Source organism: Methylobacterium sp. E-066 (assembly GCF_022829635.1).
Classification (GTDB): Bacteria; Pseudomonadota; Alphaproteobacteria; order Rhizobiales; family Beijerinckiaceae; genus Methylobacterium.
In genome coordinates this window covers 41,669-62,472 of the sequence record NZ_JAKSYO010000101.1, presented here as the reverse complement: position 1 = coordinate 62,472, position 20,804 = coordinate 41,669, and the positions used below count along the sequence as shown (strand labels likewise).

The 20,804-nt window shown below is 69.7% G+C and carries 24 protein-coding genes, 1 tRNA gene and 1 pseudogene; 16 read left to right on the top strand and 10 right to left on the bottom strand.

From position 1 onward, the window contains the following. The first annotated feature begins 64 nt into the window (after positions 1-64). Entirely contained in the window at positions 65-166 is a 102-nt protein-coding gene (locus tag MKL20_RS14530; protein WP_244037269.1) for a malonate decarboxylase subunit alpha, read from the top strand. Here the strand turns inward: MKL20_RS14530 and MKL20_RS14525 are convergent. Continuing rightward, positions 143-901, bottom strand: a pseudogene (locus MKL20_RS14525) (helix-hairpin-helix domain-containing protein); the annotation flags it as partial. The gene MKL20_RS14530 and the pseudogene MKL20_RS14525 sit on opposite strands and share 24 nt — an antisense overlap. 245 nt (positions 902-1,146) lie before the next feature. On the opposite strand from MKL20_RS14525, the gene MKL20_RS14520 reads away from it, so the two are divergent. Beyond that, complete coding sequence (locus tag MKL20_RS14520) at positions 1,147-2,133, top strand: SDR family oxidoreductase (protein WP_244037266.1); 987 nt, start codon at positions 1,147-1,149, stop codon at positions 2,131-2,133. 237 nt (positions 2,134-2,370) lie between these two features. Here the strand turns inward: MKL20_RS14520 and MKL20_RS14515 are convergent, their stop codons facing one another. The 3 genes from MKL20_RS14515 to MKL20_RS14505 all read right to left on the bottom strand — a co-directional run bounded on the left by MKL20_RS14515 (position 2,371) and on the right by MKL20_RS14505 (position 3,991). Further along, positions 2,371-3,030, bottom strand: a complete 660-nt coding sequence (locus MKL20_RS14515; protein WP_244037265.1) for a carboxymuconolactone decarboxylase family protein — start codon at positions 3,028-3,030, stop codon at positions 2,371-2,373. A 191-nt stretch (positions 3,031-3,221) separates the two neighbouring features. Further along, entirely contained in the window at positions 3,222-3,608 is a 387-nt protein-coding gene (locus tag MKL20_RS14510) for a hypothetical protein (RefSeq protein ID WP_244037264.1), read from the bottom strand. Positions 3,609-3,914: 306 nt separating this feature from the next. Continuing rightward, a tRNA-Arg gene (locus MKL20_RS14505) sits at positions 3,915-3,991 on the bottom strand. A 194-nt stretch (positions 3,992-4,185) separates the two neighbouring features. On the opposite strand from MKL20_RS14505, the gene MKL20_RS14500 reads away from it, so the two are divergent. Continuing rightward, entirely contained in the window at positions 4,186-6,351 is a 2,166-nt protein-coding gene (locus tag MKL20_RS14500) for an FUSC family protein (protein WP_244037263.1), read from the top strand. Positions 6,352-6,393: 42 nt separating this feature from the next. On the opposite strand, the gene MKL20_RS14495 is transcribed toward MKL20_RS14500, so the two are convergent. Continuing rightward, a complete protein-coding gene (locus MKL20_RS14495) occupies positions 6,394-6,624 on the bottom strand; it encodes a hypothetical protein (protein WP_244037262.1) in 231 nt (76 codons plus the stop codon). Positions 6,625-6,973: 349 nt separating this feature from the next. Here MKL20_RS14495 and pth point away from each other — a divergent pair, with 349 nt between their 5' ends. The 6 genes from pth to MKL20_RS14465 all read left to right on the top strand — a co-directional run bounded on the left by pth (position 6,974) and on the right by MKL20_RS14465 (position 10,823). Then, on the top strand, positions 6,974-7,582 hold the full coding sequence (gene pth / locus MKL20_RS14490; protein WP_244037261.1) for an aminoacyl-tRNA hydrolase: 609 nt from the start codon (positions 6,974-6,976) through the stop codon (positions 7,580-7,582). 41 nt (positions 7,583-7,623) lie between these two features. Continuing rightward, complete coding sequence (locus MKL20_RS14485; protein ID WP_092045367.1) at positions 7,624-7,857, top strand: hypothetical protein; 234 nt, start codon at positions 7,624-7,626, stop codon at positions 7,855-7,857. Then, entirely contained in the window at positions 7,847-8,296 is a 450-nt protein-coding gene (locus tag MKL20_RS14480; RefSeq protein WP_244037260.1) for a PIN domain-containing protein, read from the top strand. Before MKL20_RS14485 ends, MKL20_RS14480 begins: the two co-directional genes overlap by 11 nt. Positions 8,297-8,305: 9 nt before the next feature. Next, complete coding sequence (gene ychF / locus MKL20_RS14475; protein ID WP_244037259.1) at positions 8,306-9,403, top strand: redox-regulated ATPase YchF; 1,098 nt, start codon at positions 8,306-8,308, stop codon at positions 9,401-9,403. A gap of 33 nt (positions 9,404-9,436) precedes the next feature. After that, complete coding sequence (locus tag MKL20_RS14470; RefSeq protein ID WP_244037258.1) at positions 9,437-10,426, top strand: MaoC/PaaZ C-terminal domain-containing protein; 990 nt, start codon at positions 9,437-9,439, stop codon at positions 10,424-10,426. Between the two features lie 82 nt (positions 10,427-10,508). After that, complete coding sequence (locus tag MKL20_RS14465; protein ID WP_244037257.1) at positions 10,509-10,823, top strand: hypothetical protein; 315 nt, start codon at positions 10,509-10,511, stop codon at positions 10,821-10,823. On the opposite strand, the gene MKL20_RS14460 is transcribed toward MKL20_RS14465, so the two are convergent. Genes MKL20_RS14460 through mtnA form a run of 3 tightly spaced genes read right to left on the bottom strand, consistent with a single transcriptional unit; the run spans position 10,765 to position 12,434 of the window. Continuing rightward, the gene (locus MKL20_RS14460) at positions 10,765-11,055 is read right to left on the bottom strand and encodes a type II toxin-antitoxin system RelE/ParE family toxin (protein WP_244037256.1); all 291 of its coding nucleotides are present in this window, start codon (positions 11,053-11,055) and stop codon (positions 10,765-10,767) included. The two genes, MKL20_RS14465 and MKL20_RS14460, sit on opposite strands and share 59 nt — an antisense overlap. Further along, complete coding sequence (locus MKL20_RS14455; RefSeq protein WP_244037255.1) at positions 11,052-11,279, bottom strand: hypothetical protein; 228 nt, start codon at positions 11,277-11,279, stop codon at positions 11,052-11,054. The genes MKL20_RS14460 and MKL20_RS14455 overlap by 4 nt, the downstream gene beginning before the upstream one ends. A gap of 54 nt (positions 11,280-11,333) precedes the next feature. Further along, positions 11,334-12,434, bottom strand: coding sequence for an S-methyl-5-thioribose-1-phosphate isomerase (gene mtnA / locus MKL20_RS14450; protein WP_244037254.1), 1,101 nt, complete (start codon positions 12,432-12,434; stop codon positions 11,334-11,336). A gap of 159 nt (positions 12,435-12,593) precedes the next feature. Here mtnA and MKL20_RS14445 point away from each other — a divergent pair, with 159 nt between their 5' ends. The 6 genes from MKL20_RS14445 (at position 12,594) to MKL20_RS14420 (ending at position 18,480) form a co-directional block, all read left to right on the top strand. Further along, entirely contained in the window at positions 12,594-15,263 is a 2,670-nt protein-coding gene (locus tag MKL20_RS14445; RefSeq protein WP_244037253.1) for a DNA translocase FtsK, read from the top strand. 289 nt (positions 15,264-15,552) lie between these two features. Then, positions 15,553-16,077 (top strand): Hsp20 family protein, encoded by a 525-nt coding sequence (locus MKL20_RS14440; RefSeq protein WP_244037252.1) that lies wholly within the window; start codon positions 15,553-15,555, stop codon positions 16,075-16,077. 151 nt (positions 16,078-16,228) lie between these two features. Further along, entirely contained in the window at positions 16,229-16,753 is a 525-nt protein-coding gene (locus MKL20_RS14435; protein WP_244037251.1) for an Hsp20/alpha crystallin family protein, read from the top strand. Positions 16,754-16,864: 111 nt separating this feature from the next. Beyond that, the gene (locus MKL20_RS14430; protein WP_244037250.1) at positions 16,865-17,281 is read left to right on the top strand and encodes a hypothetical protein; all 417 of its coding nucleotides are present in this window, start codon (positions 16,865-16,867) and stop codon (positions 17,279-17,281) included. Positions 17,282-17,297: 16 nt separating this feature from the next. Continuing rightward, a complete protein-coding gene (locus tag MKL20_RS14425) occupies positions 17,298-17,651 on the top strand; it encodes a hypothetical protein (protein ID WP_244037249.1) in 354 nt (117 codons plus the stop codon). Between the two features lie 70 nt (positions 17,652-17,721). Next, complete coding sequence (locus MKL20_RS14420) at positions 17,722-18,480, top strand: NADH dehydrogenase ubiquinone Fe-S protein 4 (protein ID WP_244037248.1); 759 nt, start codon at positions 17,722-17,724, stop codon at positions 18,478-18,480. A 12-nt stretch (positions 18,481-18,492) separates the two neighbouring features. Here the strand turns inward: MKL20_RS14420 and MKL20_RS14415 are convergent, their stop codons facing one another. Next, the gene (locus MKL20_RS14415; protein ID WP_244037247.1) at positions 18,493-19,185 is read right to left on the bottom strand and encodes an ArsR/SmtB family transcription factor; all 693 of its coding nucleotides are present in this window, start codon (positions 19,183-19,185) and stop codon (positions 18,493-18,495) included. A gap of 126 nt (positions 19,186-19,311) precedes the next feature. Between MKL20_RS14415 and MKL20_RS14410 the strand changes: the two genes are divergently transcribed. Beyond that, positions 19,312-19,743 carry a nuclear transport factor 2 family protein gene (locus tag MKL20_RS14410; protein ID WP_244037246.1) on the top strand — a complete coding sequence of 144 codons (432 nt, stop codon included), beginning with the start codon at positions 19,312-19,314 and terminating at the stop codon, positions 19,741-19,743. A 14-nt stretch (positions 19,744-19,757) separates the two neighbouring features. Here MKL20_RS14410 and MKL20_RS14405 read toward each other — a convergent pair whose 3' ends face one another. Beyond that, complete coding sequence (locus MKL20_RS14405) at positions 19,758-20,798, bottom strand: aldose epimerase family protein (protein ID WP_244037245.1); 1,041 nt, start codon at positions 20,796-20,798, stop codon at positions 19,758-19,760. Positions 20,799-20,804: the final 6 nt, after the last annotated feature.

Genomic DNA, 20,804 nt, shown 5'->3' with positions numbered 1-20,804 from the left:
GGGGCGCGCCCATGCCGACGGCAAGGTCGTCCCGGCCGGGTCCGTCATCGAGCTGCTGGAGGCGGTGCTCCGCCCCGGTGACCGGGTCTGCCTGGAGGGCGACAACCAGAAACAGGCGGATTGCCTGGCGCGGGGGCTCGCGCTTGATCAGCTCCGCCACAGGTAGCGCACAGTGTCCGCCGTCGGTCGCCGTCTGCAGGGCAAACGAGATGCCCGCGCGCAGCCGCTGCGGCGCCTCCGGGGTCAGCCCGAGCTTCATCGCGATGGCGTCGGCGGTCTTGAAGCCGATGCCGCGGATGTCCTTGGCTAGCCGGTACGGGTCCTCGGTCATCACCGCGATGGCGTCGTGGCCGTAGGTCTTGAAGATCCGCACCGCCCGCGCTGTGCCGACGCCGTGGGCGTGCAGGAACAGCATGATCTCGCGCACCGCCTTCTGCTCGGCCCAGCCGGCGATGATGCGAGCGGCGCGCTTCGGGCCGATGCCGGCGACCTCGGGCAGTCGCTGCGGCTCGGCCTCAATGATCTCAAACGTGCCCTCGCCGAACGCCGCGACGATGCGCTTGGCCATGGCCGGACCGATGCCGCGCATGTGGCCGGAGGCGAGGTATTTCTCGATGCCCTCCACCCCGGTGGGTGGCGTGACCTTGAGGGTGTCGGCCTTGAACTGCACGCCGTGCTGGCGATCCGTGTGCCAGATGCCGGTGGCGGTGATCCACTCCCCAGCCGCGATGGCGGGGGCATGCCCGATCACCGGGACGAGGTCGCGCTTGCCCCGAGCCTGGACCTTGAGCACGCAGAAGCCGGTCTCAGGGCTGTGGAAGGTGACGCGCTCGATGGTGCCTGCCAGCGCCTCGACGGGCTGACCGCGTTCAAACTGCCGCGGTCGCCCTCTCTCAGTCATGGGATACGTCCAGGCACCGTTCGCTGACGCTTCAAACCGCTACTGGCTCGAAATCTCGGAACAGACGGGCAGCGACTACGAGAAGATCGGCCAAGCCTGATGAAGGCACAATGGCGACGCGTTGCCCCGCTCGCGAGTTCACCAGGTTATCCGCTACACCTGACGACCCGCGGTCTCTCTGCCGCAGGAACACGACAATCCTGCTCCGGTTCGTTGATCGAGATCGACGAGCGGGAGGGCAAGACATGGCGCAAGTGCGCGGATCTACGGTCGTGATCACCGGCGCGTCGAGCGGCATCGGGCGTGCCGCGGCTTATGCCTTTGCTGCCAGGGGTGCCCGCGTCGTTCTCGCTGCCCGGCGCGCCGATGTGCTCGACGATATCGTGCGCGAGATCCGGGACGGTGGTGGTGCGGCGATCGCGATCCCAACCGACGTGACTGACACCGACGCTGTCTTCGCGCTGGCGGAAGGCGCGGCGAGGGCGTTCGGTGGCATCGATGTCTGGATCAACAATGCAGGTGCGGGGGTATTCGGGCCACTCCTCGACGCTCCGCTCGACCTGCACAGGCAGACGATCGAGATCAACCTGATGGGTGCGATTCACGGTGCCTATGCGGTGCTGCCACACTTCCTGCGCCAGGGGCACGGCACGCTGATCAACACAGTCTCAATGGGCGGCTGGGCCCCGACGCCGTTCGCGGCAGCGTACACCGCGAGCAAGTTCGGCTTGCGCGGCTTCTCGGCCAGTCTGCGCCAGGAACTTGCCCGGCATAAGCATATCCACGTCTGTGGCGTGTTCCCGGCAATTGTCGATACACCCGGTCTGGAGCACGGGGCCAACGTCACGGGCAAGACGCTCAACCCAGGCCACGTCTACTACGCGCCCGAGGATGTGGCCGAGGCCTACCTGCGTTTGGTTCGGCATCCCCGACACGAGATGGCGGTCGGCTGGCCGGCCCGCCTCGCCCAAGCCGGCTACGCGCTTGCGCCCTCGCTGACCGAGCGTGTGATGGGCGCAGGATTCCGCTTCGCATTGGACCGGGCCGATCCAGGACCACGGACCCATGGGGCGCTGCGGAAACCGATCCTACAAGGAACGAGCGCTGACGGCGGCTGGCGGGCGCGCAAGGGTGTACCGTCGGCGGGGACGATGAGCGCCGGGATCGTTTGGGCCGGTGTCGGCGCCGCCGTTTTGCTTGGCGTTGCCCTGAGCACGCGGAAGGCCCGATAGCGGATTGTAGCCTCGTCTGCTCGGGCGGCGATCCGTGAACCGTCAACCGCGCCGAGCGTCGAGCGTCGATCCTGGAACGATATCGCCCCGCCGCCGTGGCAGACGCGCGAGCAAACCTGGCGTTCGGCCATGGAGCGGGCGCTACGACAGGCGTTAAGGCGTGCGCGGGCGGATGTCCGCCGCGCCAGGGTCCAGCGGGTCCCGGCAGCGATCCGCCAAGACCGGCGGGCGCTCGCCCTACCGTTCGCCCGGCTTGAACGGAGGTTCCTTGCCCGGCGGCACGCCTTCCTCGGCCATGCTCAGCAGCATGGCCACCGTCACGTAGGTGCCGGTGAGTGTCGTCAGGTCCACTACGCCCTGCTCACCCAGCACTTCCTTCGCCCGAGCGAAGGTTTCATCCGAGACTGCATGCTGCGTGGAGAGTTCCATGCAGAAGTCGTAGACGGCCGCCTCGTCGGGCTTCATGCCCTCCGGCCGCTTGTTCGCTTTGAGATCCGCCGCCACCTGCTCGGAGAGTCCCGCTTTGATCGCCAGCGGGTAATGGGCGTACCACTCGACCTGCGAGCGCCAGAGGCGTCCCTGGATCAGGATCGCGAACTCATTCAGTCGCGTCGGCACGGAGGTGTGCCAGCGCAGGTAGTCGAGCAGGTCGTACATCCGCTGAGCCATCTCGGGGCTTCGGATCATCGGGTTGTACGGGCCGGCAAGTCCGACGCTTGAGACCTTCATGATCTTCTCGCCAACCGGACGCTGAGCAGGCGTAAGCTGTTCGAGGGTTAGCTGCGGGAACCGCGGTGGGTGGTCGGATGCTCCCCAGGAAGTCTGGGCAAACAGCCAGCCACCTGAGGCCGCGACGACAGCCAGCGCCACGGTCTGGCCGGTTTTGAGCACGCCCATCGAAGTTCCTCCAAACACGCGGACTCGTCTCAGCGAGCCGTCGTGCTCCAGCTTAGTCCGCCAAGCGTCAGAGAAGATCCAGCAGACCCCTTTTGGTCCTGAGGTCTGTTGTTATGATGGCTTTAACCTTCGCGTTTTTTGACACTGTCGTGCTGGTCGAGCGGCGGTGAAGTATGGGCGGCGGCGTACGGTCAGATCCGATGCCTGCTGCACACCCGCTCGACGGCATTACCGCTATCCTCAGGCCGCGTGTTGAAGGCGATCGGAACTGTCGGCGCAGCCTCCCGAGCTACGTTGATGAGGACTTCGAATACCGCCAGGTGCCGCGGCCAGGAACGCACGCCGGCGCCGATCACGAGGCAGTCGTAGGAGCCGGAAGTGAGCATCTGTCGCAGGATCGGGCCGGCTTGATCGTCCGGTTGTATGAAACACTGCTCAGCCGTCCAGCCGCGGTCGCGCATATCCTTAAGCGCCACCTCAATCCCATGGTGGATCTTCTCGGCATTTAGTCCGGGCGGGAGAGCTGGGTCCGAGAAATCGACCGAGTCAGGTTCATAGCCCACCATTAGAACACGCATCGGACCCTCCGGCTTCGGACACCGGACTGTGCCGGTCGCTCCGTCAGCTAGCGGTCACGAGTGCGACTGCAAGACATAACGCTCAGGCTCGGGACATGTGGTCGGCCGCTCGTAGAGGCTCACGCTGAGGCGTACAGACACGCCTTTCGTGTTGCATCCGTGTTGCGTGGAGCACCCGCAAGCGCCTCGGCTCGAGTTGTAAGCCTTTGTAAAACAACGATCCGTGTTGCTACGTGTTGCGCGCTTAGGCTACCGGATATGGGCCGGGAAAAACCCGCCAAGCCATTGACTGGGCGGGTGAATTTCTGGCGACCCCGGTTGGGCTCGAACCAACGACCTGCCGCTTAGAAGGCGGCTGCTCTATCCAGCTGAGCTACGGAGTCTCGGGTGCCAGCGCGCCCAAAAGCCACGGGCTCGGCTGACGGTCAAGCGTCTGCGCCACGGACGACGGTCGCCGGGTAGCAGGCGCCGCCGTCCGTCTCCCGAGGCCGGCATGGCGGGGTTGCGGCGCGGGGTGGATCCGGACAGGCCGGGCGTGGTTCATGCGGGGGCGCCGCGCCCGCACAGGAGTCCGAGGTTGCCTGGCCCGAATCCCTCCGCATCGCCCTCCGACCGCACCCGGCGCCGCCGGGCCGCCGGCCGGGGCAGCCTCGCGCGGCCCGGGGCGGATCTGCGGCGCCTGCCCACGGGTCTCGACCTGCGCAACATCCGGCTGGTCGAGGGCGTGCGTGCGGCCTTCGCGTTCGGCGTCGTCATCCTGATCAACATCTGGGTGCAGTGGCCGCCCCTGCTGACCATGGCCCTGGCCGCCAACCTCGCCTGCTTCTGCGACACGGGCGGGCCGATGCGGGTGCGCCTGCGGGTGCTCACCACCTTCTCGCTGCTCGGCGGCCTGCTCTGGGCCGGGCTCGGACTGCTGCAGCCTCTGGGCCTGCCGGTGGTGGTGCCGGTCGCCTGCGCGGTGATCTTTGCCTGCTCCTACGTCCGGGTCTGGAGCGTGCAGGCGCAAGCGGCCGGGAACGTGCTGGTGGTCGTGCTGTGCATCGCCCTCGACCGGCCGCTCACCCTGGAGCAGGCCGGGATCGTGGCGCTGATGTTCGCAGCCGGCGGGCTCTGGGCGACGCTGCTCGCCCTGGTGATCTGGCGCCTGCACCCGTACCGCCCGGCGCACCGGGCGGTGGCCGAGGTCTGGCACGGCCTGGCGCGGCTCTGCGGCGACCTCGAGCGGCTCGTCGCCCTGCCCGATCCCGACGCGGATGCGTTCGACGGGCATGCGCGGGGCCATCGGCGCGGCGTGCGCGCGAGCATCGAGACCGCCCGGACCATGATCCTCGACATGGCCCGATCCCGCGAACGCGTCTCCGAGCGCACCGCCCAGGCCTTGCTGCGCCTGGAGAGCGCCGAGCAGATTTTTTCCGCCCTGATCGCCGTTTCGGAGCTGATCGAGAGCCGGCCCGATGCCCGCCGCCGGGCCCTGGCCAAAACGTTCCTGCGGCGCCTGCGGCCGCTGCTCGTCACCATCGCCCGGGCGATCCGCGACGATGCCAGCCTCGATCTCGGCCGGCTGGAGCACGCCATCGCCCGGGCGGCGGAGGGCCTGTCGGAGGACGCGACCCTGGCGCGGCTGGCCGATGGAATCGTCGGGCGCGTGCGGATCGGCGCCAAGCTCTCGACGCCCGAGGGCTACCGGCCCGGCGGCACCCTCACGGACGGCCGCAGCCTCGACCGCTGGACCCGCTACGCCGAGCCGCTCCGGCAGAACTTCACCCTCGCCTCGCCGAACCTCCGGCACGCCCTGCGGGCCACCGCGGTCGCGGCGCCGGCGCTCGCCGCCACCCTGACCTATGCCGGGGCGTTCACCCACTGGCTGGTGATGACCGTGGTTCTGACCATGCAGCCGTTCTACGCCGCGACCTGGCAGCGGGCGCTGGAGCGGATCGGCGGCACCGTGCTGGGCGGCATCGCGGGCGCGGTGCTGGCCTATTACGCCACGACCCCGCTGGTGGAGGCCGGGCTGATCCTCGTGCTCAGCGTGGTCGGCTTTGCGGCGCGCCAGATCTCCTACGGCTTCTTCATCACCTGCCTGACCCCGCTGGTGGTGCTGCTGGTCGAATTGCTGGAGCCGGGCCACAGCTCCTGGGAGATTGTCGGTATGCGCGCCGGTTTCACGGTGCTGGGCGGGCTGATCGCGGTGGCGAGCTGCCTGGTGCTCTGGCCGATCTGGGAACCGGATCAGGTCCGCCAGGAATTGCGGCGGGCGCTCAAGGCCCATGCCGGCTTCGCCGAGGCTGTGCTGCTCGCCGCCCCCGGGGAGGCGCGCGAGGCTGCGGTGCTGGCTCGGGCCCGGGCGGCGGGCCTCGCTCTCAACGAGCTGGAGGCAGCCCTGTCGCGCGCCTTGCAGCAGCCCCGGGCAGGCGGCCACCCGGAGGTGGAGGCCGCCATGGTGGCGGACGCGACCCTGCGCCGGATCAGCGCCCGGCTCACGGTGTTGCGCCACGCCCCCGAGGCCGCCGCCCCGGAGGCGCAAGGCTGGCGGACCTGGATCGCCGCCACCCTGGCGGCCCTCGGGGAAGACCATCCGTTGCCCGCTCGTCCCGATCTCGACCGGGGCCAGTCGCTTGCCCGATTGGTGAGCCAGGTCGACCTGCTGAGCGGGACGCTGCGCCCGGGAGAGCTCCGCGCGATCGCTGGCGCGGGACCGGAGGCGGTCGCGCGCGACGGCCGGGCCGCCCCGGCGACCTGACGAGAGGCCGGCCCGCGGACGATCCGCGGGCCGCGCCTGCTCTCAGTACCGCGGCAGGGCGTTGGCCGGGCCGCCGGCATGCGGGCCGGCATAGCGGTAGGCGGGAGCCAATGCGGACTCGGGCCGACCCTGCTGCAGGAATCCGGCATGGCCGATCCAGCCCGAATAGGCCGAGGCCGGGTAGGGCGAGCGCTTCGAGTCAATGCCCTGCGCGAGGGCCGGCGAGGCAGCGGCGGCCAACAAGGCGGCGGCGGCGAGCATGCGCATGGTCATGATGATCTCCTGGTGTCTGCGTCCGACTTCGACGGGAAGTCATCCGGTCAACCGTGTCGGGTGAGGAAGATCGTCGATGCGGCGGTCTTGATCGCTCGGGCTTTGCTTGGCCGAATGTGACCTCTCAACGGGGATCGTCTGCCCGTGGTTCGACCGATGCTGTGCGCTGGCGCACGGTTGGCGCATCTCCGGCTCAGAATACCTGACGCAGCGGTCCAGAGAGGCCGGGGCCGACGGCGCGGGCGCGCGGATCTCGGTGCTGGGGCGGGGATGCGTCGCGCGAGGAAGCGTGCCACAGACCGCCCCGAAAGGGATGGACCATGAACGGGATCGCGTCAGGAACTCCGCCATGCGGTTGATCGTCGGCCTCGGAAATCCGGGTTCGCGCTACGCGAACAACCGGCACAATATCGGCTTCCTGGCCGTCGACGCGATCGCCCGGCAGCACCGGGCGAGCCCGTTCCGGCACCGGTTCCAGGGCGAGGCCGCCGAGGTTGTGCTGGGCGCCGAGCGGGCGATTCTGCTGAAGCCCTCGACCTTCATGAACGAGTCCGGGCGCTCGGTCGCGGAGGCGCAGCGCTTCTACAAGATCCCCTTGGGCGATGTGATCGTGCTGCATGACGAGCTCGATCTCGCCCCGGCCAAGCTCCGGGTGAAGCTCGGCGGCGGCAATGCCGGCCATAACGGCCTGCGCTCGATCACCGCCCAATGCGGCAACGCGTATCGCCGGGTGCGGCTCGGCATCGGCCATCCCGGCGACAAGGCGCTGGTGCATGCGTACGTGCTCAACGATTTCGGCAAGGCCGAGCTGCCCTGGGTCGAGGATCTCTGCCGCGCATTGGCCGACCACGCCGCGCTGCTGGCGGCGGGCGAGGATGCGAGCTTCCAGAACAAGGTCCACCTCGCCATGGCCGGCCGGGGCTGGGACGAAGTGAAGACGCTGGGTTCCAAAAATTGACACGAAAACACGAGGACACGATATAGGCGGCGGAGGCTGCCATGAAGAACGTCACCGTGACGATGAGCGAGGCCCTGCTGCAGCGGGCGCGTGTCGCCGCCGCGCGCGACGGCAAGAGCCTGTCACGGTTCGTCGCCGAAGCCGTCGAGCAGCGCGTCGGCCGGCCGCTGACGCAGCGGGAGGCGCTCGAACGCTTCCTGGCCGGGCCGCCCCTCCACGTTCTGGACGAAAACGGGAAGGCTCCGACACGAGACCAACTCTACGATGACGACTGATCTGGTCTTCGTCGATACGAACGTCTTCCTGTATGCCCGAGACGACCGTTTTCCGGATAAGCAACGAACGGCGACGCATTGGCTCGCGACTCTCGCGACTCGCGAGGCCCTCGTGGTGAGCCCGCAGGTGCTCGGCGAGATCCACAACGCGATCCTACGCGGGAAGGTCGTCGTGGATGGCGCGGAGATGCGGCGCATAACGACGGAGTTGCAACCCTTCTCCCAGGGCGCGACAGATGTCGAACTCATTACGCTGGCTTGGTCGATCCGGACCGAGACAGCCTTTCAGTGGTGGGATTGCGTCATCCTCGCAGCCGCGATTCGCGCCGGGTGCCGCTATCTTCTATCGGAAGATTACCAGCACGACCGCACGGTCCGCGGTACCACCATCCTCAATCCTTTCATGGTCGGCCCCGAGGCCGTCGTGACCGAACACTAGGACCGATCCATGGGCTTCAAATGCGGCATCGTCGGCCTGCCGAACGTCGGCAAGTCGACCCTGTTCAACGCGCTGACGCAGACGGCGGCCGCCCAGGCGGCGAACTACCCATTCTGCACCATCGAGCCGAATGTCGGCGAGGTGGCGGTGCCGGATCCGCGCCTGGACGACCTCGTCCGGATCGCGAGTTCGAAGGAAAAAATCCCGACCCGGCTGACCTTCGTGGACATTGCCGGGCTGGTGCGCGGCGCCTCCAAGGGCGAGGGCCTGGGCAACCAGTTCCTGGCCAACATCCGTGAGGTCGACGCGATTGCCCACGTGGTCCGCTGCTTCACCGACGGCGACGTCACCCATGTCGAGGGCAAGGTCGATCCGGCGGCCGATATCGAGACCATCGAGACCGAGCTGATGCTGGCCGATCTCGACAGCCTGGAGCGCCGGGCCGTCGCCTTGGAGAAGAAGGCCAAGGGTGCCGACAAGGAGGCCAAGGAGAGCCTCGACCTCGTCAACCGCGCCCTGCCGCTGCTGCGCGAGGGCAAGCCGGCGCGGCTGGTCGAGCGCAAGCCGGACGAGGAAAAACTGTTCCAGTCCCTCGGGCTGATGACCGCCAAGCCGGTGCTCTACGTCTGCAACGTCGACGAGACGGATGCCGACAAGGGCAACGCCTACTCGGATGCGGTGTTCGCCCGGGCCAAGGCGGAAGGCGCCATCGCGGTGGTGGTCTCGGCCAAGATCGAGAGCGAGATCGCCGTGATGCCCGAAGCCGACCAGGCCGAGTTCCTGGAGGCGGTGGGGCTGACCGAGCCCGGCCTCAACCGGGTGATCCGCGCCGGCTACGATCTGCTCGGCCTCGTGACCTATTTCACGGTCGGTCCCAAGGAGGCCCGGGCCTGGACGATCACCAAGGGCACCCGCGCCCCGGGCGCCGCCGGGGTGATCCACTCGGATTTCGAGAAGGGCTTCATCCGCGCCGAGACCATCGCGTTCCAGGACTACACCACGCTGGGCGGCGAATCCGGCGCCCGGGACGCCGGCAAGCTGCGGCTCGAGGGCAAGGACTACGTTGTGCAGGACGGCGACGTGCTGCATTTCCGCTTCGCCAACTGAGCCCCTCCCCCTGACGCACTGGACGAGGCTGCCATGCCGGACCCCGCGGTCGAGGACTTTTCCGTCGGCGACGTCATCGTCGGCGAGCCCCTGACGGTCAGCCGCGACGCCATCGTCGGTTTCGCGCGGGCCTTCGACTTCCAGCCGTTCCACCTCGACGAGGCGGCCGCGGAGGCGACCTTCGCGGGACGGCTGATCGCGTCGGGCTGGCACACGGCGGCGCTGGGGATGCGGCTGCTGCAGCGGGGGCCGTTCCAAGGCGGCTCGTCGCTGGGCGCGCCCGGGATCGACGAGCTGCGCTGGCTGGCGCCGGTCCTGCCCGGGGATGCCCTGACGCTGACCTTCCGGGTCGTGGGGATGCGGGATTCGGCCTCGAAGCCGGGGCTCGGCTTCGTGACGGCCGAGGTCGCCCTCGGCAACCCGCGCGGCGAGACGGTGCTGACCCAGCGCTTCACCTTCATGCTGGCCCGCCGCGGCACCGATCCCCTGCCCCCGCGCCCCGTCGAGATCGGCGAGCCGGAGCCGGTGGCGGAGCCGGAGGATGTCGAAATCCTGCCGTTCCTACGCGACGCCGAGATCGGCTGGGTCCGCGACCTCGGGGCCTACCCGTTCAGCGCCGCGGCGATCGTGGCCTTCGCCGAGGCCTACGACCCGCAGGCGTTCCATCTCGACCAGGCCGCGGCCCGGCGCAGCCATTTCGGCGGCCTGTGCGCCTCCGGCTGGCACACCGCCGCCGCCTACATGAACCGGCTGCTCACCACCCGCGCCCGCGACGCCGCCTACACGGCCACCCGCGGCCCCGTCCCGGAAGCCGGCCCCTCCCCGGGCTTCAAGAATCTGCGCTGGCTGAAGCCGGTCTACGCGGGCGACACGGTCCGGTTCAGCACGAAGCTCACCGACAAGCGCGCCTCCGCGTCCCGCCCCGGCTGGGGCCTGGCCTTTGCCCGCAACACCGGGGTGAACCAGCGTGGCGAGCCGGTCTTTTCGTTCGACAGCGCGGTGTTCCATCGCTGGGAGCCGTGAGGCGCAGCCTCGCGGTTCTCGACGTCCACCTCCGATTGCAACGCGATGGGCCGTGGTTCGAGGATCAGGCAGAGGTCAGCCGATGACGGATTTACTCGAGAAAGCGGTGGCGGCCGTGCGGCAGATGTCGACGGACGATCAAGATGCCATCGGCCAAGCTATGCTCAGCATGGCGAAGATCGCGGACCCGCTTGCTATCGAGCCCGAGCACGTGGCCGCCGTTATGGCCGGGCTGGAACAAGCCGAGCGCAGTACGTTCGTGGAGGGCGAGGCCCACACGATCATCGCTCGGGCCTTCGCCCGCGTTGCATCTGCTCAGCCATCGATATCCGCGTTCATCACGCATCCGGCATCGAACCGGGATCGCGGGCGCTGTGGCGAACGGCATGAACGATGATGGCCGCGTCCGTGACTTCGTAGAAGATCAGGTAAGGATAAGGGATCGTGGTCAGGCGGCGAATGGTCGGATCGTCGGTTTGCTGTCCGAGCATCGGGTAATCTGCGAGCCGCTCCAATGCGTCCTTGATCCGTCGCCGGACATGCCGAGCACCTTCCGGCGATCGAGCCTCGATATACTCGGTCAGCGCGGCAAGGTCGGTCAAAGCAGGACGGGTGAAGCGAAGTTTCACAGGCCGTGCTTCGTCCAGATCGCCCTCACTTCCTCGTCCGTCGCGAACTCGCCCCGCGCCGCAGCCGACTTCGATGCGGCGATGGCATCCCGTTCGTCCCGCGTCAGGATGACGGGCTCGGCCTCATCGCTGGCGAGATTCAACAGCATGCGCGCGAACGCATCTTGCGTCTCCGGGGGAAGCGCGCGGACACGCGCGATGGCCTGATCGAGAAGCTCAGTCATGCGCTCATCATGCACAGGATTGCCACACACACCATGTCGCCTCCGAAGCTCCCCTCACGCCGCCTTCCGCCGCTCCGGATACAGCCCGTACAAACCCTCTTCGGTGGCCGCGCAGATGCCGCGCTCGGTGATGATTCCGGTCACCAGCCGCGCCGGCGTCACGTCGAAGGCCGGGTTGGCCACCGGGCTGCCCGGCGAGACCACCTCGATCGTGGCGAAGCCGCCATCGGCGAGCCGGCCGGTCATGTGGGTGACCTCGCGGCCGTCGCGCTCCTCGATCGGGATCTCTCTCACGCCGTCGTGGAGTGTCCAGTCGATCGTCGAGAACGGCAGGGCCGCGTAGAACGGCACGCGGTTGTCGTGGGCTGCCAGCGCCTTCAGGTAGGTGCCGATCTTGTTGCAGACGTCTCCGCTCGCCGTGGTCCGGTCCGAGCCGACGATGCACAGGTCGACCCCGCCATGCTGCATCAGGTGGCCGCCGGCATTGTCGGCGATCACCGTGTGCGGCACGCCGTGGCCGTGGAGCTCGAAGGCGGTGAGCGCCGCGCCCTGGCTGCGCGGCCGGGTCTCGTCCACCAGCACGTGCACCGGCACGCCGCGCTCGTGGGCGGCGTAGATCGGCGCCAGCGCGGTGCCCCAATCCACCGTGGCGAGCCAGCCGGCGTTGCAATGGGTCAGCACCGTGACCGCCCGCCCGCCATTGGCCTTGTGCAGGTCGGCGATGATCTGGCCGCCATGGGCGCCGATCGAGCGGCAGCTCGCCACATCCTCCTCGGCGATGCGGCCGGCCTCCGCGAAGGCGCGCACGAAGCGCTCGGCCGGCTGGATCTGCCGCAGGTTGCCGGCGACCCGGTCCAGCGCCCAGCGCAGGTTGATCGCCGTCGGGCGGGTCGCGGCGAGCACCGCCACCGCCCGGTCGATCCCCTCCATCGAGGGATCGGCCCGCATCGCGAGCGCCAGCCCGTAGGCCGCGGTGACGCCGATCAGCGGCGCGCCGCGCACGATCATGGTGCGGATCGCCAGGGCGGCGTCGTCGAGGGTGGCGAGCCGCTTCAGCTCGAACGCGAAGGGCAGGCGTGTCTGGTCGATCACCTGGACGCTGACGCCGTCCGGGTCCGGGAAGATCGTGCGATAGGGCGTGCCGTCGATGTTCATGGCGGTTTCTGTGCCATAGCGGGGCGGTTTTTGCACCACCCCGCACTGGGTCCCGCGCGATCCCGGTGGGCACCGGGTCAGGCTTCCTCAACCTTAGCAGGTCGTTAAGGCCGGCATGACTAGCCTCGGGCGAGAGTCCCCGTTCGCGTCCGGTCCCGCATGCGCTCGCTTCGCCGTCCCGCGTCGCCCTACGACACTTACGTCGACAGCGTTCGCCCCTTCCTGGGCAAGCGCCTGACGGAGCTCGGAGGGCTCGTCCTGTTCACCGGCGCGGTCGCGCTGACCGTGGCGCTTGCCACGTGGTCGATCGACGACCCGAGCCTGAACCACGCCACCGACCATCCGGCCCACAACGTGCTCGGCCAGCCGGGCGCCGTCGTGGCCGACCTCGCCATGCAGATCCTCGGGCTCGGCGCCCTCGCCTTCGTGCTGCCGCCCGTGCTCTGGGGCGTGCGGCTGATGCGGGAGCGCGACCTGCCCCAGGGGGGCATGCGCCTGGCGCTCTGGATCATTGGCTTCTGCGCCGCGAGCGCGGTGGCGAGTGCCCTGCCCCCCACCGCCCGCTGGCCGCTCCCGACTGGGCTCGGCGGCGTCGCCGGGGACGGCCTGCTGTCGATGGCCCGGGTGATCGTCGGGGCCGTCTCGTCGGCGGCGGCCCATCTCGTCGGCTTCGTCTACGCCGCGGTGGCGATCCTCAGCCTCACCGGCGCCTGCCGGTTCGGCGCCGTCGAGGAGGATTCCTTCCACGACGAGCCCTATCCCGCCCGGCAGCAGCCCGTGCGGGGCCGCGACGAGCGCGAGGATGCGGACGAGCCGAGCCTCGGCCTCGTCGGCATCGGCGCCCTCGCCCAGGGCCTGATGCGGATGCGCGTCGCCTTGGCGCGGCGGATCGAGACCTGGCGGACCGGCCGAGTCGAGCCGTTCGACAGCGCCTCGCCGGCGCTCGCGGCACGGCGCGCCTTCACGGATGCCGACCTGCCCTGGGCCGAGCACCTGCCCGAAACCCCCCACCATCCGGGCGCGGAGCGGCGCGAGCCGGTGTTCGAGTCCCTCGATGAGCCGGCAGCGGCACCCGCCCGTCGGCTTGCCCTGCCCCCGGAGGACGACGAGCCGGACGCGTTCGAGACCTCTTCCCGCGAGGCCCCGCCCCGGCCGGCGCCGCCGCGCGCCCCGGAGCCGACCGCCTCACGGGTCGCGGCGCCGGCCGCCGCGCCGGTCCCGGCCCGCCGGGCGCCCGCACCGCAGATGCGGCCCGAGGATTACGCCCTGCCGGCCCTCGACCTGCTGGCCGCCCCACGCGGTCCCTCGCCGGCGAGCCAGGTCTCGGCCGATGCCCTGGAGCAGAACGCGACCCTGCTCGAGGCGACGCTCGGCGATTTCGGCGTGCGCGGCGACATCCTGGCCGTGCGCCCCGGCCCGGTCGTGACCCTCTACGAGCTCGAGCCGGCCCCCGGCACCAAGTCCAGCCGCGTGATCGCGCTCGCCGACGACATCGCCCGGTCGATGTCGGCGGTCTCGGCCCGCGTGGCGGTGGTCCCCGGCCGCAACGCCATCGGCATCGAATTGCCGAACGCCAAGCGCGAGACGGTGTTCTTGCGCGAGCTCCTGGCCTCCACGGACTTTGCCGAGAGCAAGCACAAGCTCGCCCTGTGCTTAGGAAAAAACATCGGCGGCGAGCCGATCATCGCCGACCTCGCGCGGATGCCGCACCTCTTGGTCGCCGGCACCACCGGCTCGGGCAAGTCGGTCGCCATCAACACCATGATCCTCAGCCTGCTCTACCGGCTGAAGCCGGAAGAATGCCGGCTGATCATGGTCGATCCCAAGATGCTGGAGCTGTCGGTCTATGACGGCATCCCGCACCTGCTCTCCCCCGTCGTGACCGATCCCAAGAAGGCGGTGATCGCCCTCAAATGGGCCGTGCGCGAGATGGAGGAGCGCTACAAGAAGATGTCCAAGATCGCGGTGCGCAACATCGACGGCTACAACGCCCGCGTGGCGGAGGCCGCCGCCCGCGGCGAGGTGCTGACCCGGACCGTGCAGACCGGCTTCGACCGGCAGACCGGCGAGGCGATCTACGAGGACGAGGCCATGGACCTCGCCCCCCTCCCCTACATCGTGATCGTGGTCGACGAGATGGCCGACCTGATGATGGTGGCCGGCAAGGACATCGAGGGCGCGATCCAGCGGCTCGCCCAGATGGCGCGCGCGGCCGGCATCCACCTGATCATGGCGACCCAGCGCCCGTCCGTGGATGTGATCACCGGCACGATCAAGGCGAACTTCCCGACCCGCATCTCCTTCCAGGTCACCAGCAAGATCGACTCGCGCACGATCCTCGGCGAGATGGGCGCGGAGCAGCTTCTGGGCCAGGGCGACATGCTGTTCATGGCCGGCGGCGGACGGACGACCCGCGTGCACGGGCCGTTCTGCTCGGACAGCGAGGTCGAGAGCGTGGTCGCCCACCTGAAGCGCCAGGGCCGGCCGAGCTACCTCGACGCCGTCACCGCCGATGACGAGGAGGGCGCGCCCGAGAAGGGCGCCCAAGGGAACGGCAAGGGCGGTAAGGCCGGGGCGGCAGAGCTCGAACTCGACGGCGCCGTGTTCGACCAGGGTTCCTTCGGCGAGGCCGGCGGCGACCTCTACGACCAGGCCGTGCAGGTGGTTCTGCGCGATCAGAAGGCCTCGACCAGCTACATCCAGCGCCGCCTCCAGATCGGCTACAACCGCGCCGCCTCGCTGATGGAGCGGATGGAGACCGAAGGCATCGTCGGCCCGGCCAACCACGCCGGCAAGCGCGAGATTCTTCTGGAGGATGCCGCGGGCTGAGGGCCTCTTGGCTCGGCCCGCGGTGGTAGCCCCGATCCCGCCGGCCTACGGTCTTCACACAATTCCGGACGAGGCGCGGGTTCCCCCTCTCCCCGCAAGCGGGGAGAGGGGAGGCTCACCCACGGACCGAATCTCAAAACAGCCCAAAAAAGAAACGCCCCTCTTGCGGAACCACCCCGCAAAGCAAACGTTACGCGCGTGCGAGGCTCGGAAACGAGTTCGCCGATTGGGCGCCGGTCCTGGTGTCCGGCGTCTCTTGTAGTCACGTTGCTCAACGGAGGATGTGGTTATGAGGACTTACGACGTTGCGCCCCTGTTCCGGTCGTCCATCGGGTTCGACCGTCTGTTCGAACTGCTGAACCAGGCCGAACGGGTCGAGACCACGGCCGCCTGGCCGCCCTACAACATCGAGAAGGTCGCGGACGATCAGTACCGCATCACCATGGCGGTGGCGGGCTTCACCCCCGACGAGATCGAGCTGACCCAGCAGGATACGGTGCTCCTCGTGTCGGGCCAGAAGGCGGCCCCGGAAACCGAGCGGCAGTACCTGCACCGTGGCATCGCGGCCCGCACCTTCCGCCAGACCTTCAACCTGGCCGACCACGTGAAGGTCGTGGGTGCGAACCTGGAGAACGGGCTCCTGACCGTCGCGCTCAAGCGCGAGGTGCCGGAGGCCCTGAAGCCCCGCCGCATCGCCATCGGCGGCGTCACGGCCACCTCCGGCCAGGACAACGCCCCCACGCAGATCGCCGAGGGCAAGGTTGCCCAGCCCAAGATCGCGGAAGCCAGGGTCGCCGAGGCCAAGGCTGCCTGATCGCGGGCGGTCCGGGTCCGGGCCGCCCGATCCGCGGGCCGCCCAGGCCCCCCTTTGGACGAAACGACACGCCGTGCGGGCCCTCAGGCCCGCGGGCCACCGACGGCTATCCGAATGAGAAGCCCATGACAGCAAACTGAAGGAGACAGCCATGAGCGTGAGAGACCTGATTCCGTGGAACCGCAGCACCGGCGCCCCTGCGCCGACTGCCCTGTCGAACGAGCCGGCCAATCCCTTCCTGACGCTCCACCGCGAGGTGAACCGCCTGTTCGACGACGTGTTCACCGGGTTCGGCTCGGTCCCGAGCGTAGCCGGGCGCAGCTTCGGCTGGCCCAATGTCGAGCTGGTCGAGGCGGATGGCGGGCTGCGGCTCTCGGCCGAGCTGCCCGGCCTCGACGAGAAGGACGTCGAGCTCCTGGTCGAGGACGGCGTGCTGACCCTGCGGGGCGAGAAGCGCGCCGAGACCACCGACCAGGCCCGTGGCTACTCGGAGCGCAGCTACGGCCGGTTCGAGCGGGTGATCGCCCTGCCGTTCCCGGTCGAGGAGGACAAGGTCGAGGCGTCGTTCCGGAACGGCGTGCTCACCGTGACCCTGCCGCGCTCGGAGAAGGTGCCGGAGCGGGGGCGCCGCATCGCCATCAACGGCGGCGCCGGCGCCCAGAAGACGGCCCATTGAGGCCGCCCGCCGATCCGGCGGGATCACGACGCATGACGCGGCGGCCGGCACGGTCCACCGAGCGCGGACCTGCCGGCCGCCCCAACCTTTGCTGACGCACAGGAGGGTCGCATGCAGCCCATCGAAACCACACCGATCGACACATCTATCGAGCGCCTCGGCCCGATGGCCGCGGCCAATCTGAGGGCGACGGCGGTCGACCCGTTCGAGGCCTTCGTGGCACCGGGCGACGTGTTCCGGCATCCCCGGGAGGTTTTGGCCTATCCCGGCCTGTCGCGCGCCGAGAAGCGGGCGATCCTGGCCTCCTGGGCCTCGGACGCCCGCGCCGTGGAGTCCTGCCCGACTTTGCGCTGCCTGCCCGGCTGCCGGTCCGAACCGGTCCCGATCGACGACGTCCTGGCCGCGCTCCAGGCCCTGGACGGCGCCCACGCCCCGAGCGCGCCCGCGACGCGCAAGCCGCGGATCCCGGTCGTACTCGGCCGCCGCGGACGGCGTGGCGCGGCGGCGCCGGATCCCGTCTTGAACTGAAGCCGGGAGGGAAACGATGACGACCTTCGACTTGAAGGACCGCTATCGGTGGTCGAGCCGGCTCCGGCGCAGCCGGACCGGACCGCCGGCCGAGGCGGTGGAGCGGGAGAGCTGGTCCACCCTCACCGGCTGGATCGCGTCCGCTGCCCTCTGCCTCGCCTTGGCGGCCTTGAGCCCGGCCCCGGCCATGCCCTGGGTGCTGGCGGGGCTGCTGAGCCTGTCGGGCTTCGTCTGGCTCGGCGCCGCGATCACCCGGGCCGGGCCGCCGGCCAACGCCACGCACCTCACCGCCTGGGACGCCGCCCTCCTCGCCTTCGCGGCGAGCTTCGGCGTCCAATCCGCCGCACGCCTCGGGCTGCTGAACGCCTGAGCGCGTCGCATCACCCCTGTCGAGTCGGCTCGACGGCCACGCCGTCGGGCCAAGCTCCAAGGAGGCAACCATGCAGACGACCATCCAGGATCGCACCATCGGCATCGGACACAACAATCCCCCCGCCTTCGTCGCTGCCGCCCCGTGGCTCGCCGGCCGAAGAGCCCTGATCCGGCGCCAGACGCGGCCCGTGGACACCGCCGGCCGCGCTCGGGAGGGCACGTGGGTCCTCACCTTCGCGCGCGAGACGCCCCCCGAGATCGAGCCCCTGATGGGCTGGACCGGCGGCGGCGATCCGCTCGCCACGGATGTGCGGCTCACCTTCCCAACCCGGGCGCAGGCCATCGCGTATGCCGAGCGCCAGGGCCTTGCGTACAGCGTGGAACCGGAGCCCGCCGGCGTGCCCCGCACGCGTCCTGTCGGCGCGGCGCGCTCGGATGAGCGGCGGCGACCCGGACGGCCGCCGCTCCGCGTGGTGCTCGGCCGGAAACAGGCGCCAACCGCGCCGCCGAGCTTCCCGGACGGGCCGGAGCTGGAACGGGCCCTGATCAACCCAGCCGCGGTCTTCGCCACGCCGGCCGCCGTGCTGGACCACCCGCGGCTGCTCCGCGAGGGCAAGCGCGAGATCCTCCGGCGCTGGGCCTGGGACGAGTACCTGAAGGAGGTGGCCGCCGCCGAGGGCATGGCCGAGGGCGAGCCCTCGCAGCTCGAAGCGGTCAAGGCCGCGCTGCTGGCGCTCGGCGAGACCTGGCGCCCGAAACCCTCCGCCCCGGCGGTCGCCGTTCCGGTCAAGCGGGAGGCGGACGAGGAGCTGGTTCTCGCGGCCTGAGCCGGGCGCGCCTCAGACCGGATCGAGGCCGAGTTCCCGTTTCAGGCCAATCCAGCCCGGCGGCGTGACCTGCACGGCGCGCGTCGTCCCGGAGCGGCGCAGCCAGCCTTTCGCGCAGAACAGGCTCATCAGCTGGACGCCCAGCGGGCCGGCGAGGTGATGCTCACGCTCGGTCCAATCGAGGCATTGCCGGGCCAGCCCATGCCGGCCCGGCTTCAGCCGGTCGACCTCCAGGCCGAGGCCAGCGAACCACGCGATGCCGGCCGGGGGCACTGCGAAGCGCTTGCCCTCGGCCGGCGCGAGATAGCCGCGCGCCTGCAAGGCGCCCGTGACGGCCACACCCAGGTGGCCGGCCAAGTGATCGTAGCAGCAGCGCGCGAACCGCAGCTCGCGTGCCTCCCGGCTCAAGGGTTTCGACCGGGCGGGCGCTGCCGGGCCGATCGCCGCGAGCGTCTCCAGCGCCAGGGCGACCTGCGGGCCGGCCAGGCGATAATAGCGGTGGCGCCCCTCGGTCTCGACCGCCAGGAGGCCGCCCGCCAAAAGCTTGCCGAGATGCGAGCTCGCGGTCTGCGCGGTCACGCCGGCGGCAAACGCCAGCTCGCCGGCGGGCCGCGCCTTTCCATCGAGCAGATGCATCAGCATCACGGACCGCGCCGGATCCGCGATCAGGAACGCCGCCGTGGCGAGGCTTGGTTGCGGATTCATGGGCGATCTCCTGCGAAGCCGGCCCACCATGCCATCGAAGCGGTACGGATGCTTCGACACGTATCGAAGCATCCGGCCTCGCCCCACCGCTAGGGTCCCGGTCATCGCATCCGATCCGAGGTTGCCATGACCGAGACGCCCGAGGCCGACATCCGCCACATCTACGAGCGCTGGCACGAGACCGTGCTCAACCGCGACATCGATGGCCTGATGGCGCTCTATGCCGAAGATTCCATCCTGGAGAGCCCGCTGGTCCTGGCCGAATCGGGGATCGATGCATCCGGAATCCTGACCGGCAAACCCGCGATCCAGCTTTTCTTCGACGCATCGTTGCGCAAGCCCGGCAGCGCGCTCGGCCGCTGGTACCGCACCGGCACGGTCTTTTCCGACGGCCGCCAGCTCACCTGGGAATATCCGCGCGCCACGCCGGAGGGCGACCAGGTCGATCTCGTCGAAGTGATGGACCTCGCGGCCGGGCTCATCGCCCATCACCGGGTCTACTGGGGCTGGGTCGGCTTCCGGGCGCTCGCTCCGATCCTGAATGAATCGGCGGGGTAATGCGCCGTCCGCCCTCACGCCACCGAGAACCGGAACGTCGTGACCGCCCGAAACACCTCGCCCGGCCGCAGAACCGCGGAGGGAAAGCCCGGCTGGTTCGGGGCGTCCGGGAATCCTTGCGTCTCGAAGCAGACACCGTCGCCGGAGCGGTAGATCCGACCGGAGGGGCCGATCAGCGTGCCGTCCAGGTTGTTGCCGGTGTAGAGCTGCAAAGCCGGCTGCGTGGTCGCCACGTCGAGCCGGCGGCCGCTGCCCGGATCGATGCAGGTCGCGGCCGGGCGCAGGGTTCCGGGGGGACCGCGCAGCACGAAGGTGTGGTCGTAGCCCTTGGCGAAGGCGAGCTGCGGGTCGCCGACCCGGATGCGCTCGCCCAGCGCGTGCGGGGTGCGGAAATCGAACGGGGTGCCGGTGACCGGCCGGATCTCGCCGGTGGGGATTTGGGTCGCGTCCGTAGGGGTGAACGCGTCGGCCTCGATCTGGACCGCGTGGTCGAGGACGCTGCCGGTCCCCTCCCCGGCCAGGTTGAAGTAGCTGTGATTGGTGAGGTTCAGGATCGTCGGCTGGTCGGTCACCGCCTCGTAATCGAGGCGCAGCAGCCCGTCCTCGGGCAGGCTGTAGCGCACGCGGACGTCGAGGTTGCCGGGAAACCCTTCCTCGCCGTCGGGGGAGCGGCGGCCCAGAGCGAGGCTCGTGCCGTCGGCCGCCTCCACGTGCCAGAGATGTTTTCCGAAATTCCGGTCGCCGCCATGCAGGGTGTTGGGGGCCTCGTTCACCGGTAGCCGATAGGTCTGGCCGTCGAGGCCGAAGCGCCCGCCCGCGATGCGGTTGGCGTAGCGCCCGACTATGGCGCCGAAGCTCGGGCTCACGGTCTCGTAGCCCGCGAGGCTTTCGAGCCCGAGGACGACATTGCCGCTGCGGCCAGCCCGGTCGGGCACCTCGATCGCCGTGATCACCGCGCCGAAATCGATGATGTGGACGCGCAGGCTCCCCCGGGCCAGCAGGTGCCGGGTGACCACCTGACCGTCCGCGGTGCGCCCGAAGATTTCAGCCGGCATGTCCCC